This window comes from Geobacillus sp. 46C-IIa (assembly GCF_014679505.1).
Classification (GTDB): domain Bacteria; phylum Bacillota; class Bacilli; order Bacillales; family Anoxybacillaceae; genus Geobacillus.
This window is the reverse complement of the sequence record NZ_CP061474.1, coordinates 1,264,382-1,278,412: the sequence shown is the minus strand read 5'-3', so window position 1 is coordinate 1,278,412 and position 14,031 is coordinate 1,264,382. Positions and strand designations below refer to the sequence as shown.

Genomic DNA, 14,031 nt, shown 5'->3' with positions numbered 1-14,031 from the left:
AATCTCATGATTTCGTCAATGATCCGTTATTCTCAACGATGATTCGGTTGATTCCACAATGCCATAATGGCATCCGGATCATACCCGAGCACCCAGCGACCATTAATCTCGATTTGCGGCACGCCCATTTGTCCCGTCGTTTCCACCAGTTTCCGCGCCGCCTCCGGATCAACTTCGACATTCACTTCCTTGAATGGAATGCCTTGAGCGCGCAAAAAGTTTTTCGCCATGACGCAATACGGGCATGTCGTTGTGGTATAGACAGTGACTTGTGCCATCTTCTCCTTCCTCCTCTCCCTTATTAGAAGGCCAATGTAATATCGGCGTCTTTCGCAAATTGCAGGAACGTTGCCGCCCCCGCCACCTCAATGCCATCGACGAATTGGTTTTTGTCAAGCCCCATGACATCCATCGTCATTTGGCAAGCGATCAGCTTCACACCCATCTCTTGCGCCATTTGAAGCAATTCGGCAATCGATGGAACGTTCGCTTTTTGGAACCCTTGTTGGAAATGCTCTTTCCCTTCAGGGATCGGCAATTGTTTGTGGGCTTCTTTATGGATGAGGTTCAACCCCTCAAACGTAAAGAACACCCCGACCTCCGCGTCTGCCGCCGCAGCCGCTGTCGCAATGTTAAACACCTTGTACGCATCAAACAACCCGCCGTTTGCTGCAATGATGGCCACTTTCATGCGAATAACCTCCTTATGTTTTTCATGAATTATGTTTTATTGTCTGTCTCAAATTTATACACATATACACGTTTTTATATACATATACGCGTATATGTATATTACAGAAATAATATTATCGAATTGTTTGTCTTTTGTCAACAGGAAAATACTCATCCAATTCTAAAAGAGAAAATAAAAAGCAGCGAAACAAAGGCTGCTTTTAAAGCGTGCAAAATTGCTTTCCATAATTTCTGCCTCGGGTTCGACAGTGATTCACTTGATGACCCTCAAATGCAACATCAAACATAAGTTCATCCCCCTTTATCAGAGATCGATACCGAGAACCCATCTGTAAATATTTTACTTCTACGCATTATAAGGAAACATCCGCCTACCTTCTGCTCCGAGTTATTAGCAAAAAAGTGGCTTTCGCCCAACCTTCTCATGACTATCAAAACTATTTCCCATCTTTAAACATTATACCTTTCGTACAATAAAGAATTTCCTCAATAGCCATGGCCCTGGCGCAAATCTTAACTTCAACTCCCATGCCCCAACGCCTGCAATCTGATATTGGCGTGCCAATTTCATTTTCTGTCCCATGCTTCTGACATCTTCAAACCATACCTCATGGATATTTCCAAGCTCATCCGTATACCGGAAAAATGGCGATTCATATTCAAATGAATACTGAATGGACGATTGATACCGCATAGCAGTTAAAACCGCCTCTTGGTTGGAGAGAGCATCCGCCAATGTCCCAGGCTGGTACGGAATGATCCAATCGTATCCATATAATGGAAGTCCGAGCAAGATTTTTTTTCGAGGCACACGCTCGACAGCAAACTGAAGAGCGGATTTCACCTCATTAATCGGAGCGACTGGACCTGGTTCACTTGTTAAATGGTGCCAATCGTATGCCATGATAAACATATAGTCGACGACCGCGCCAATGCCGCCATAATCGTAGCCTTTGAGCCAAGGGATCTCCTCGCTTGTTTTCGCTGGAACGGCGATCGTCAAAACATATCCAGCCGGTTTTAACCGATCGCGCAGCTGACGCAAAAAGCCAGTAAACAAATCACGATCCTCGCCGCGAATTTGCTCGAAGTCAATATTGACACCGCCATAGCCCTTTCGTGATACTAAATAAAAGATGTTCTCAACCAGATTCGCTCTCGCTTCCGGATTGTTCAGCACTTGGCTTGCCAGTCTCGTACTAAACCCCTCCGATGTTAGGTTCGTTACTACCGCAATGGGTGTGACGCGGTTTTGCCATGCTGTTTCAATCGCTGCGGCGTCATCCCGCGTAGTGACAATGTCGCCATTAGGGGCAAAGCGATATTCGAACAGGGCAATGTACGATGAATACGGGGCAAAATCTCGCACGAGCGCCCGATCTAAGTTCGGTTCGCGGAGAGTGTAATAAGCTAACGTTATGGCTTGATACCAGGAAATATCAGGAATATAAATTTTCATTCCTGGAAACATTCTATACGGGTCCACCGCCGGATTGGCTGCCCGCAACTGTTCGACCGTCACAAATGCTTTCCGTGCGATGGCGCTTAGTGTGTCCCCTGGCTGTACTGTATACGTATAGACCGGGATAAGCAATGCTTGACCAGGAACAATATTCGTTTCAACTAAGCCATTGACAAAGCGCAGACTTTCCAGCGGATAATCGTATCGCCTGCTGATGGAAAAAAGCGTATCCCCAGGCTGAACAGTGTGAATAAACATGATCATCCCTCCATTTCATCAATCAACAAAGTTTCGTCGCCGGTACGATAATATATATACGCCTGTTGCTTGCGCCTGCACCTTGTCTTGCTATCTTCTGTACCCCATGTATGTGCTCTACTCCCCATTGTGGCATGTATGATACCCCCTTCCCCTTCTTCCTTCCTGTAAGACAATGAGGGGACGCCTTGTGTCACGGACTCCTCCTTGTATGTAATCTCCAATACATCCTAGTATCGATTTGATTGAGCGAACCACGACAGTCAATTGCCGTTCTTTTGTTTTATTCTCATTTGCTTGTACGCTACTCTTAATCCTAAAGCAGGACAAAACAAAAAGCGGCCAAAAAGCCGCTGTTAAAGCAAGGTAAAAAAATAATATCCAAACAATCCGGTGATCAGCAGCAACAGAGAAGCCAAAAACCAAATTAACGGGCGTGATGGCCGGAACATTTGTTCATTAATTTGTTTCGTCTTCACGACATAACTAATGGCAGAAAACACAATCGTGCAGATGGAAATCACCTCAAGCCAGACTTCAAAAAATCATATGCCGCCATTTTCTTTTTTTGTCTCTGCTCAACTGTCATTGATTCAGATGCATCTTCATTGCCACAACCGCCTGGTCAATCAGGAAGATGCCGTGGACAAGGCGACTTACCTTTCAGGAAAGCTGCTGAGCTCTTCTTCCGAACGGGCATGACATCACTTTGCCACTGTTTTCAAAGTTTCATCCAGCCGCATACGTGAATAGACTCCAGCAAGAAACGGTAGCAAGGCCACTGTCCCGATTGCCCATGTCACTCCTAATAAATCTGCTATTATTCCAGCAATTAACGCACCGAACGCATAACCACTATCTCTCCAAAAACGGTACACTCCCATTGAAGATGCGCGCCAGTTAGGTGATGCAACATCACCAATTGCTGCTTGCAAAGTTGGGTAAACCATTGCTGTACCCAAACCTAAAAGAATAGCACCTAAAATCCATAAAGAAAAACGGTTAACAAATAAGATAAACCAAAGGGCAAATGCTTGTGTCCACATTCCATAGGTAATTAATTTTTTCCTTCCGACTTTATCACTCAATACTCCCGTAAACAACTGAAAAAATCCCCATGCGGCTGGATATATGGCTATTATTGTACCTGTTTGGCTAACACTTAAACCTGCATTAGTAAAATATAAAGGAAAGAGCCCCCAAGCCATCCCATCTTTCAAATTCGTTGCCAATCCAGAAAAACTAATACTGGAAAGGTTTTTATCTTTCCATGTTGTTAAGTTAAATACCTCTTTGGAGGATAAATTATTATTACTCTTAGTTTTTGTGGCATTGTCTTGAATTTGAATCTTTAGATGCTGCCCAGTATCCTTTATAATTAAAGATAATAAAATTCCAATAATGACAATACCGATTCCTAAATAAAACGGTTCTGGTCTTAATGAGTAGGAAGAAGCAACATAACCTGATACTGCAGCCATGATTGCCACACCAGAATATCCCGCGAATTCATTTAAACCTACTGCTGTTCCTCTTTGGTTCGCTTTGGAAATGTCTATCTTCATATTAACTGTCATTGACCAAGTCAGTCCTTGGTTAATACCTAACAAAATATTTGCAAATACAATTACCCACCATGCATGTGCGAAAATAGTGAGAATAGGTACAAATAAACCAACGACCCAACCTAACAAGAGAACTCTTTTCCTGCCAAACTTATCAGCAATTTGCCCCGCAAAATAATTTACAATCGCCTTAGAAAAACCAAAACTAATGATAAAGGAAAGGGCTGCGCTTGTAGAAGCCAAACCAAACTGTTCCTCACCTAATAACGGTAGAACAGTTCGTTCAATCCCTACCATTGATCCAACAAATAAATTGGTAACGACTAATAAAATAAATTGATATAAATTTTCCTTGATCCCGATTTTTTTAGACATTCCTTTCACCTCTCAAGAGTATGTCCCAAAAGTGTTGGGACATATCTTTCATTATTACACCTTTGATTTGTGGGAGGGAAGAGAGAGATCGATAACGAATACCAATTCACCCTCCGCTTACGCTCACGCGTGGAAGTGGGGGCTTCTCGGTTTAGAATGATAAAGAAGTATGAGTAAAGAAGGCAATTATTCACTCACACATCTTTCAAGCCCACCCAGAATGAGAGGACGACCGACAGTCCAACGATGATCATCGGTGCATACGTGATCAAAAACGTTCGCATCATTCTTTTCCTCCTTCCCATTTTCCTTTGACGTACGTTTTGTTGAACAAAAAGAGGCGCATCAGCAAATAGAGCGATGGAATCAAAAGCAACAAGCCAGCAATAAATGCAACGATCAGCGCAATAGCCATTGTCTCATTCGTAAACCCGTCATAAATTGTCAAAAACGGGTAAAGCAAATACGGATAGTGCGAAATACCGTAGGCGTAAAAGGCGAACGCATATTGACATAAAAGCGCAATAAACGCCCAGCCAAACCGCCTTTGCCGCCAAAGAAGCCAGGATGCTAAGGGCGTATGGAATTTTCAACGCGTATTTCACTTCACCGTCTTCTTCAAGCATACCAAACAACACAAGCGGCGCATGGGAACTCGTTTCGAAATGCCATTCAGCGGCCGCGAGCTTCTCCGGCTGATAGACAGCCAAAAATTTTCCTGACAAATCGCCAACAAGGGCGCTCGCTATCGAAAAAATCAACGCCGCTTTCATCGTTAAATGAAGCACCTTGCGATGATAAATGTGCCTGTTGCCTTTGAGCAAATGCCAAGCAGCAATCGAAGCAAGAAAAAACGCCGATGTCATATACGCCGTCGCCAGCACATGGGCGACTTTCGTCGGCATCGCTGGATTGAACATCGCCGCGATCGGATCGATGTTGACAATCTGACCGTTTTTCAACGCAAACCCTTGCAGTGTGTTCATAAACGCGTTCACCATCGTAATAAACATCGCGGACGCCGAAGAACCGACCGCCACCGGAATAAGCAACAGCAAATGTTTTTTCTGGTTTTCGAATCGATCCCATGTGTACAAATAAATACTAAGAAAAATGGCCTCAAAAAAAGAACGCGAACGTCTCCATAAACAGCGGCAGACTGATCACCTGGCCAGCCAGCTGCATAAAATGCAGCCATAAAAGCGACAGCTGCAAGCCGATCGCCGTCCCGGTCACAACGCCGACCGCCACTGTAATGACAAAGCCACGCGTCCAACGGCGGGCGAGCAAAATATAATGCATATCGTTTTTGCGGATCCCAACCCACTGGGCGATGGCGATCATAAGCGGAATCCCGACGCCGATCGTGGCATAAATAATATGGAACGTTAATGTTAACTCAGTCAATACGCGGCTGAACCAAACTGGATCGTATTCGCGCACGGTTCATCCCCCCTAAGAAAACAGTCGGCTGATCAACGAAACAAACACGGTTGCCGCCGCCAAAAAACTAATCTATACAAGCCATATCTCTTGTCGTTTCCCCACGATCCTCCTCTCCCATCGACATTTATGCACAACAAATTTTGTGATAAATATCACAAACTAGTCATTTTTATGATCCCACAAAACATCCTCTCTTATCCTCTACAAATGCGAATAATTTGTGACATTTTTCACATATTCATTGTAAAAAGTAAAGAATCAGCCCCCCTTATCTCCAATCACATGCATAGAATGATCACTAAAATTTATAAATTATACTAAATCTGCAATCTGATTTTTTAAAGCGTATTGAATGAGCTCATGTTTTTCCTTAATACCAAGCTTCTGCATAATGTTCGCTTTATGACTTTCAACTGTTTTAGGACTGATTTTTAATTTGTTCGCAATTTGATTATTGGTATATCCTAAAAATGTCAACCGAACAATTTCCCGTTCACGATTTGTAAGAGGAGATCTCGGTTCTTTTTCCATGATTATTTTTTCTAGTTTCTCTTGTGGGATATGTGTACGGTAAAACCGTTCTCCTCGACATACCGCCTTCAATGCTTTGTACAAATCGTTCGTTTGGCTATTTTTTAGCAAGTAGCCATGAATGTTATGTTGAAGGGCTTTTTGCACATATATTTCTTCATCGTGCATGGTTAAAACAACGATTTTGGTATCCAGTTCATCCATGATTGTTTTTGCGGTTGTAAATCCATCAAGTCCTGTCGGCATAGAAAGGTCTAGCAAAACAACATCAGGATGATGCTTCAACGCGAGCGTAATCGCATTACAACCGTTGCTTGCTTCTCCAACGACTTCAACATCTGGAAACCCTTCGAGAAGTAGACGAATGCCTTTGCGAATTAAATCATGATCATCGACGATTAACACTTTCATCCTCTTCACTCCCTTCTATTGGTACACATACAAAAATCGTTGTTCCTTTCATTGGTGAAGACGTAATTATTGTTTCTCCACCTAAATGGGAAATACGCTCTTGAATATGTTTTAAGCCAAGTCCTTCGCGTTTTTCTTCAACCTCGAAACCAACTCCGTTATCTTTAATAGATACGTGTAATTCTTGCCCCACTCGTTCGATTGTTATACATACATCTGTTGCCTTTGCGTGCTTCATAACATTATGCAATGCTTCTTGAATGACACGGTAAAGATTAATTTCCACTGTTGGCGACAAACGCATGTATACATTCGTTTGAAGTGAAAACGACATATTTGGCATTTTTGATTGAAATGAATGAATGAGCGATTGAATGGTCGGAACGAGCCCAAGTGCGTCTAAACTTTTCGGACGAAGTTGTTGCGCATATAGCTTCACATCCTCCATGACACGGCCAAGTTCTTCGCGCACCTCTTTGACATATGCATGTAACTTTTCATCCTGTATACGTTGTATGATATTATCTAAAGCAATAGAAATACTGTAGAGTGACTGACCAACACCGTCGTGCAATTCTTGTGCGAGACGTTTATGTTCTTCCTCTTTTGCCTCTGTTAGTTTTTTCACCATCCACTTGGAATGCAGTACTTCTTCTTCTTTTTTCTTCACCGTTTGGTCACGAAGTACAAGCAAATAATATTTTGCACCGTCTTGCTCAAGGATAAGCGCTGTGCTCATTTCCACATCAATTAAGTGTCCATGATAAGTTGGCATTTCAGATAAAAAATACGGCACTTCTTCAGTGGAAATTAAATAACATCGCTCTTCGCCTTGACGTACATCACGCTTTTGACAAAACGAGCAATATGGTACTTTTTCGCCAAGTTGCCATCCAGTGAGTCGCTTAGCAGCTGGATTCATTTCGACAATTGTTCGCTCATGGTCCATTACAATGATCCCGTCTTGAATGTAAGTAAAAATTCTATCCAAAAATCTCATTTTTACCTCCATTCCCCTATTATAATATTAAGTTGCAATAAAGATTTTCCAATTGTTCGATTCTGTTTTCCCTTCATACAAGTCGACTTTGATAGAATGCGGCGAGTGCTCTGATGGATGTAAAACAAAGTTTCAACTTATATAGGTTTAAAAAGAAAAAATCGAAAGAAAGGACTGATGAAATCAGTCCTTATGCTTTTCTGGCAATTGGAAGTTTTTCTTGCACCCACGCTAAATACCCACCTTTTAAATTGAGCACCTGTTTTACCCCTTTTGCTTGTAAGATACTGGCGCCAATTGCTGAACGTGCACCTGATTGACATTGAACAATGTACGTTTTTCCCTCTGGGATCTCGTTTAAACGATCCGCAAGCGTGCCGAGCATAATATGTTGCGCCCCTTCAATATATCCTTCGTCCCATTCTGCTTGATTGCGCACATCAATAAGGTGATAATGCTTGTCTTGTAAATATTGACGCAATTGTTGCACATCAATTTCTTCATATCTCTCTACTTCACCGCTTAATGCAACGACTGGTTCAATGTATGCAACAATGCGGTCCAACCCAATATAAGCAAGCGCTTTGCGAATCGCTTGTACATCTTCTTGACTTGCAATCAACACAATGTCCTGGTCATAGTTAATGAACCAACCTGCCCAATTTGTAAATGATTTGTTAAACGGAATGTTGATGGATCCTGCATAATGTGCATTCGCAAATTCTTGAGGCGGACGAACGTCTAAAATAAATGCTCCGTTTGCTTGATACTCGTCGAGTTGCTTACGTGTTGACAGCACTGGCACTTCTTCTTCATTCAAATATTTAGGACCAACTTTATTCACTTGTTTCATCATGGCAAAATATTTTGGCGGCTCCGGTTGCCCTGCAAGCAATCGTTTCACAAACTCTTCTTCATCTTCAATTTTTAGCGCCCAGTTGGTCCGCTTTTCATATCCAACCGTTGAAGAAGGAACAGCACCAAGTGCCTTCCCGCATGCACTTCCTGCTCCGTGCGCCGGCCATACTTTTAAATAATCTGGGAGCGCTTTGAATTTTTTTAGCGATTGAAACATTTGACGAGCGCCAATGTCCGCTGCGCCGGAAATCCCTGCTGCTTTTTCAAGCAAGTCCGGTCGGCCCACATCACCAACGAACACGAAATCGCCGGTGAAAATGCCCATCGGTTCTGTTGCGCCACTGCCCCGATCTATCAAAATAAACGAAACATGCTCTGGTGTATGCCCTGGTGTATGAAGCACCTTAAATTCGACATTTCCAACGGTAAAGACACTTCCTTCTCTCACAAGCTCGTGATTAACCTCATCTAAATATTGATATTTCCAATTTTCATCTCCTTCATCCGACAAATACAATTTTGCCCCACAACGTTTGGCTAATTCTTTGGCACCGGAGACAAAATCTGCGTGAATATGTGTTTCGGCGGCTGCAACAATTCTCATTCCTTCTTTTTTGGCTGTGTCGATATACTGATCTACGTTGCGTCCTGGATCGATGACAATCGCTTCCCCTGTCCGTTGGCAACCAACTAAGTAAGACATGTGGGCCAGCTGCTCATCGAAAAATGAACGAAATAACATGTCACATCCCCCTTTTACAAACGATGTTGATGGATGACATCCAAGAGCGTCTCTATATATTTAACACCATCTTGGAGCAACGGGTGTTTTAACAAACGATACATGCGCAACAGCGAAACAGTAGATGAATCACGTTCACGCTGAAAACGTTCATTGGTCTCTTTTAAAATGGCCAGTCCTTTTTCAACCGGAACAATCTCTTTCGCTCCCTCCACCATATACGCCATCGACTCGCGGTCACGAAGCACACTAACGGAAAACGAAATGAGTTCCTCTGCTTTTTGCAACCATTGAACAAGTGTCGGCAGCAACTGAATGAACGTTGCCATCGCTTCAAGGTGCGCGGCCGTCAATCGGAATGGCTCCATTTTTTCCTCGAACTCGGTAAACAATGCTTCGAGCGATTGCTTATCGTTCATGACATGTTGGACAAAGGCGAGTTTGTCTTCCGCAGACTCCATTGCTTTTTTTAGTTCTGGGAGCTTTTCAATCAAATACCGCAGCGCTTCGCGTTGTTCATCTTTTTCGAGTAGTTGCAACACAGGTTCGAGCGACATATTCTCCCCTCCTTCACATCAATCCTTTTAACATCCCGTCCCAATACACGATTGGCAATAAGTGCTTTTTCATGATATACATGCTGAATCGCTCTTTCGACTGGTCAAATGGAAACGTTTCATGCGGATTTTTATCGTAATCAAATTCAGCCAAAACAAGTCGATTGTAACCGGTTACAAGCGGACACGATGTATAACCGTCATAGCGAGCGTGCAACAGCTTCCCGCGCATGAGCGCAAGCAAGTTTTCTGCCACGACCGGCGCTTGTTTCCGGATGGCTGCTCCCGTTTTGGACGTAGGCAGATTCGTACAGTCGCCAGAACCGAACACATTTTTGTATGTTTTATGCTGCAACGTATACGGATCGACATCCACCCACCCACCAGCATCAGCTAATGCGCTTTTGGCAATAAAGTCGGGTGGGCCCATCGGAGGTGTAACGTGAATCATATCAAAACTTAGCGTAAAACGTTCATTGGTATCTAAATGTTGGAACGTTGCTTTTTTCTCTTCTCCATCAATCTCAACTAAGTCTACGCGATACTTGGTTTCAATATTTTTCCGTTGAATGACTTCTTCAAGCGTATCCGCATATCGTTTGACAGCGAAAATATTAGGCAAACCAGAAATAAACATGATCTTTGTTTGGTCACGCACACCCGACTGGCGGAAATAATCATCGGCGAGATACATGATTTTTTGCGGTGCGCCGCCACATTTGATCGGCGTGCTTGGTTGAGTAAAAATGGCCGTGCCGCCGCGAAAATGGCGGATGTTTTCCCATGTGCTCCGGACATAGTCATAGGAATAGTTGCTGCAAACCCCATTTCTTCCAATCGTTTCTTTTAGACCTTTAATGCGTTCCCAGTTGATTTGAATTCCAGCCGCTACGACAAGATAGTCGTAATGAATCGTTGAACCTTCTTTCGTTCTCAACTGATTGTGTTCCGGAGAGAACGTTTCCACAGCTTCTTTGAGCCACTTTGCCCCTTCCGGAATCAGCGATGCTTGCTCCCGTACGGTATCTTCTGCTTTTGCTGCGCCACCGCCGACAAGTGTCCAGAGTGGTTGATAATAATGTTTATCTGATGGATCAATGAGCAGCACTTGACCATGCAACTCACGATTTTTTCTTAATAAACGGGCCGCAATGGAAATCCCCGCTGAGCCTGCTCCAACAATCGCAACCTTTACATGATGCACACCCGCCATTTACGATCACTCCTTCATATTTGAATTTAAATCTATTTAACTAACTTAATTACATTATATATATCATGCATTCATATACCCATAGGGGATTTCCCTGATTCTGTTTGATCCCAAAAAAGAAAGAGGGTATTTTTCTATCCCTCGATCAAATGAAATATGCAACAGTATGTTGTTCAAAAGACCGGAGCGAATGACCTGCCCCCCCTTCGTTTCAACCATAGCTTTTAATGAAACGTTGAATCCTTTCGCTCATGGACATTGGTGCCCTAACCGCCAGCCTGACGGAAACTTGTTGAGGTTTCCCATACCATCAAAGCAAGCTGAAAAAATAGTAACCGAACAATCCGGTAATCAACAACAACAAGGCCGCTAAAAACCAAATTAACGGACGTGACGGTCGGAATGTCTGCTCATTAATTTGTTTTGTTTTTATAACATAACTAGCAGTCGAAAAAATAATGGTGCAGATGGAAATAACGACCGCCAATGCTCCGATCCATTGGACAATCACCGTAGACAATGCGCTGCTCGTTGACTTTTCATGCAAATTGATAACCAAAAACGCGATCCCGACCACCGCGATCGACGTGCGAATCCAAGCGAGAAAGGTCCGCTCGTTCGCCAAATGTTGTTGAATATATTTCGAATCCTCCGTTGTCTGTCGTTGTTCCTTTTCCATCCTCACTGTCTCCTTTGCCTTTGATTTAGTCCATTTGCTTCATCTGCTCCACCATCCACTCTTTGCTCATTGGTCCAATCATTTTATTTCGGATGATTCCTTCTGAATCAATCACATAGCTTGTCGGAATCGCCTTGGCTTGGTATCGTTGAGATACTTCCCCTTGTTCATCGAGAACCACTGTAAATGTAATGCCGTACGTTTCAATGAAGCGCGCCACCTGTTCCGAATTCTTCTCCGATTTAGTCAAGTTCACCGCTACAATCTCTACTCCTTGATTTTTATATTCTTCATAAAACGTTTGCATATCCGGCATTTCCGCACGACACGGCGGACACCATGTTGCCCATATGTTCACAATCACTTTTTTTCCACGAAAATCGGACAGTCGCACTTCTTTTCCGTCAAGCGTTCGCAACGCAAAATCAGGCGCCCTGTTTCCCACTTCAATTCCTTCAACTGCTTGGCTGCTGCTCATTCCTCCTGTTTTTTTCTCAAAGTTGTTTTTTTGTAAAAACGCATCGTAGATCGCCCATCCTGTCAACACGAGAAGCACCAATACCACGGCTGCTTTTTTCAATTTTCCTCCTCCTCCACCTTAAAACGAAAAGATCGAATAACTTGACAACAAGGCGCTAATTTTCGTCATCTGCCCCGTATAAAGCAACCCGCCAAGCACAACGAGCAACCAGCCGTTCACTTTCGCCAACACCGGAATCCAGCGATTTACATTTTTGATAATTTGCAATGATTTTGTCATGACGAGAGAAATGAACAAAAACGGGACGCCCAATCCGAGAGAATAAAGCAAGAGAAGTGTCATTCCACTATATAACGTTTCCATTGAACTCGCCAACAACAAAATGGATGACAGCGTCAGTCCCACACAAGGAGTCCAACCCGCGGCGAACGCCATTCCGACAAATACAGAACTGAGCCACCCTCTCGTTTTATTCGCGCTTGTATCCCAACGTTTTTCCTTCATCAACAGACGAAAGGAGAGAACACCCGCCATTTGCAGCCCAAATACGATAATAAATAGACCCGCGAGTTTTTCCATCAATCCTCGATATTGGATCAACATTTGCCCGATCGCGCTTGCCGTTGCGCCCATCAGCACAAAAATGACGCTGAACCCGCCAATAAAAGCAAGGGAGCGAAGAACAATTTCCCGTTTTCCGGCTTGGATTTTGTTTTCTGCCACCTTCGTCCCTGTCAAATGAGCGACATAAGCAGGAATAAGCGGAAAAATACAAGGAGAAAAGAAAGAAAGAGCACCTGCAACAAACGCGAAAATCGCTGACATATGGATCAACACCCCTTCTTTTTGATTTCGGTGGCATACTCCCACCGCTTAGGGGTAGGGGCTTTCCGGGTCATTCCCCTCTCACGACGGGAAGTGGACCGAGCGATCCCCGTGTGCCCCATGCTTGGGCTGCCTTACAAAGACAGCAACCGAATCCTTTTCTGCAAAAGATTTCGAGCAGCGTTATAGTCCCAGTCATTTAAGTAAGTTAGAGATTTTTGCCATCTTTTCCCCCTTTTCACACTAGACGCCGATTATCGGGCGATCATCCAAATCAGCCATTGGCCAACTCCCCATGCGGCGAAAAACCAATATGGACCGTCTACTCTTTCAATCGGCTTTCTTCGACCGATCATCCACAACATGACCAATACGGAGAGCAGCAATTGATATAAATGGATCGGATGGCGAAAAAAAAGAGAAGAATGACTCATCAGCTTCCCGTATTGCCGCTCAAACAAATAATATATGAAGTGAGCACCCAAATAAGCAGCAATGAACGAATTCGCTACCACATGCCCAAAAATGTTTCGACGATAAGTTCGAAACACAATCAGGGCCGCCGACGCAGCCACCCCCCACAGCACTCCTTTGCTTCCGCCCGGCAAATATAAGACGCCGAGCGGATTGCGCCATAATAAAGAAGGATCTGCAATGATCGGGCTCAATTTCCACACAAGCATGTAGACCAATACGCCATCTATGAACAATTGCTCTATCGCTCTCCGCTGCTCGCTTGAACCCGTCCAAATCGCCCGCCAAAACAAATACCCTCCAACACCAGCAACAACCCAAATCATCCAGCCTGTGCGAATCAGCAGCGGCCCTATGGCAATGACATCACCCATATGCTACACTCCTGCCTTCAGATGCTTTCGAGCAAGGAAGCATCTTGATTCACAACTACCCCTATAGGTATATTAGCTGGCTGTTAA

General features: G+C 43.7%; 13 protein-coding genes and 3 pseudogenes. 1 reads left to right on the top strand and 15 read right to left on the bottom strand.

Features of this window, described 5'->3' with window-relative positions; all coding sequences use genetic code 11:
• Nucleotides 1-32: 32 nt before the first annotated feature.
• The 3 genes from IC803_RS06535 to IC803_RS06525 form a co-directional block, all read right to left on the bottom strand.
• Nucleotides 33-278, bottom strand: coding sequence for a glutaredoxin family protein (locus IC803_RS06535; RefSeq protein WP_081210095.1), 246 nt, complete (start codon nucleotides 276-278; stop codon nucleotides 33-35).
• A 23-nt stretch (nucleotides 279-301) separates the two neighbouring features.
• Nucleotides 302-691 carry a DsrE/DsrF/DrsH-like family protein gene (locus IC803_RS06530; protein WP_020278573.1) on the bottom strand — a complete coding sequence of 130 codons (390 nt, stop codon included), beginning with the start codon at nucleotides 689-691 and terminating at the stop codon, nucleotides 302-304.
• Nucleotides 692-1,150: 459 nt separating this feature from the next.
• On the bottom strand, nucleotides 1,151-2,413 hold the full coding sequence (locus IC803_RS06525; RefSeq protein ID WP_081210097.1) for a glycoside hydrolase family 18 protein: 1,263 nt from the start codon (nucleotides 2,411-2,413) through the stop codon (nucleotides 1,151-1,153).
• Nucleotides 2,414-2,895: 482 nt separating this feature from the next.
• Here IC803_RS06525 and IC803_RS06520 point away from each other — a divergent pair.
• Nucleotides 2,896-3,112, top strand: a pseudogene (locus tag IC803_RS06520) (hypothetical protein); the annotation flags it as partial.
• 5 nt (nucleotides 3,113-3,117) lie between these two features.
• Here the strand turns inward: IC803_RS06520 and IC803_RS06515 are convergent.
• The 12 genes and pseudogenes from IC803_RS06515 to IC803_RS06460 form a co-directional block, all read right to left on the bottom strand.
• On the bottom strand, nucleotides 3,118-4,353 hold the full coding sequence (locus IC803_RS06515; RefSeq protein ID WP_081210101.1) for an MFS transporter: 1,236 nt from the start codon (nucleotides 4,351-4,353) through the stop codon (nucleotides 3,118-3,120).
• Between the two features lie 283 nt (nucleotides 4,354-4,636).
• A pseudogene (locus IC803_RS06510) lies at nucleotides 4,637-4,918 on the bottom strand (cytochrome d ubiquinol oxidase subunit II); the annotation flags it as partial.
• Nucleotides 4,881-5,796, bottom strand: a pseudogene (locus tag IC803_RS06505) (cytochrome ubiquinol oxidase subunit I); the annotation flags it as partial. The pseudogenes IC803_RS06505 and IC803_RS06510, both read right to left, overlap by 38 nt.
• A gap of 315 nt (nucleotides 5,797-6,111) precedes the next feature.
• On the bottom strand, nucleotides 6,112-6,741 hold the full coding sequence (locus tag IC803_RS06500; protein WP_081210107.1) for a response regulator: 630 nt from the start codon (nucleotides 6,739-6,741) through the stop codon (nucleotides 6,112-6,114).
• Nucleotides 6,719-7,741, bottom strand: coding sequence for a PAS domain-containing sensor histidine kinase (locus IC803_RS06495; protein WP_081210109.1), 1,023 nt, complete (start codon nucleotides 7,739-7,741; stop codon nucleotides 6,719-6,721). The genes IC803_RS06500 and IC803_RS06495 overlap by 23 nt, the downstream gene beginning before the upstream one ends.
• A 190-nt stretch (nucleotides 7,742-7,931) precedes the next feature.
• Nucleotides 7,932-9,341, bottom strand: a complete 1,410-nt coding sequence (locus tag IC803_RS06490; RefSeq protein ID WP_081210111.1) for an MBL fold metallo-hydrolase — start codon at nucleotides 9,339-9,341, stop codon at nucleotides 7,932-7,934.
• 14 nt (nucleotides 9,342-9,355) lie between these two features.
• A complete protein-coding gene (locus tag IC803_RS06485) occupies nucleotides 9,356-9,898 on the bottom strand; it encodes a hypothetical protein (RefSeq protein ID WP_081210113.1) in 543 nt (180 codons plus the stop codon).
• A gap of 13 nt (nucleotides 9,899-9,911) precedes the next feature.
• Nucleotides 9,912-11,111: an FAD/NAD(P)-binding oxidoreductase gene (locus tag IC803_RS06480; RefSeq protein ID WP_081210115.1), complete on the bottom strand. Its 1,200-nt coding sequence runs from the start codon at nucleotides 11,109-11,111 to the stop codon at nucleotides 9,912-9,914.
• Between the two features lie 310 nt (nucleotides 11,112-11,421).
• Nucleotides 11,422-11,790: a YidH family protein gene (locus IC803_RS06475; protein ID WP_081210117.1), complete on the bottom strand. Its 369-nt coding sequence runs from the start codon at nucleotides 11,788-11,790 to the stop codon at nucleotides 11,422-11,424.
• 25 nt (nucleotides 11,791-11,815) lie between these two features.
• Nucleotides 11,816-12,370: a TlpA disulfide reductase family protein gene (locus IC803_RS06470; protein ID WP_081210119.1), complete on the bottom strand. Its 555-nt coding sequence runs from the start codon at nucleotides 12,368-12,370 to the stop codon at nucleotides 11,816-11,818.
• A gap of 18 nt (nucleotides 12,371-12,388) precedes the next feature.
• The gene (locus IC803_RS06465) at nucleotides 12,389-13,096 is read right to left on the bottom strand and encodes a cytochrome c biogenesis CcdA family protein (RefSeq protein WP_081210121.1); all 708 of its coding nucleotides are present in this window, start codon (nucleotides 13,094-13,096) and stop codon (nucleotides 12,389-12,391) included.
• A 254-nt stretch (nucleotides 13,097-13,350) separates the two neighbouring features.
• Complete coding sequence (locus tag IC803_RS06460; RefSeq protein ID WP_081210123.1) at nucleotides 13,351-13,944, bottom strand: hypothetical protein; 594 nt, start codon at nucleotides 13,942-13,944, stop codon at nucleotides 13,351-13,353.
• Between the last annotated feature and the right edge of the window lie 87 nt (nucleotides 13,945-14,031).

Excerpts from the sequence above, each read along its gene's own strand:
- IC803_RS06535 (WP_081210095.1), bottom strand. The coding sequence starts at position 278 with ATGGCACAAGTCACTGTCTATACCACAACGACATGCCCGTATTGCGTC.
- IC803_RS06530 (WP_020278573.1), bottom strand. The coding sequence starts at position 691 with ATGAAAGTGGCCATCATTGCAGCAAACGGCGGGTTGTTTGATGCGTAC.
- IC803_RS06525 (WP_081210097.1), bottom strand. The coding sequence starts at position 2,413 with ATGTTTATTCACACTGTTCAGCCTGGGGATACGCTTTTTTCCATCAGC.
- IC803_RS06515 (WP_081210101.1), bottom strand. The coding sequence starts at position 4,353 with ATGTCTAAAAAAATCGGGATCAAGGAAAATTTATATCAATTTATTTTA.
- IC803_RS06500 (WP_081210107.1), bottom strand. The coding sequence starts at position 6,741 with ATGAAAGTGTTAATCGTCGATGATCATGATTTAATTCGCAAAGGCATT.
- IC803_RS06495 (WP_081210109.1), bottom strand. The coding sequence starts at position 7,741 with ATGAGATTTTTGGATAGAATTTTTACTTACATTCAAGACGGGATCATT.
- IC803_RS06490 (WP_081210111.1), bottom strand. The coding sequence starts at position 9,341 with ATGTTATTTCGTTCATTTTTCGATGAGCAGCTGGCCCACATGTCTTAC.
- IC803_RS06485 (WP_081210113.1), bottom strand. The coding sequence starts at position 9,898 with ATGTCGCTCGAACCTGTGTTGCAACTACTCGAAAAAGATGAACAACGC.
- IC803_RS06480 (WP_081210115.1), bottom strand. The coding sequence starts at position 11,111 with ATGGCGGGTGTGCATCATGTAAAGGTTGCGATTGTTGGAGCAGGCTCA.
- IC803_RS06475 (WP_081210117.1), bottom strand. The coding sequence starts at position 11,790 with ATGGAAAAGGAACAACGACAGACAACGGAGGATTCGAAATATATTCAA.
- IC803_RS06465 (WP_081210121.1), bottom strand. The coding sequence starts at position 13,096 with ATGTCAGCGATTTTCGCGTTTGTTGCAGGTGCTCTTTCTTTCTTTTCT.
- IC803_RS06460 (WP_081210123.1), bottom strand. The coding sequence starts at position 13,944 with ATGGGTGATGTCATTGCCATAGGGCCGCTGCTGATTCGCACAGGCTGG.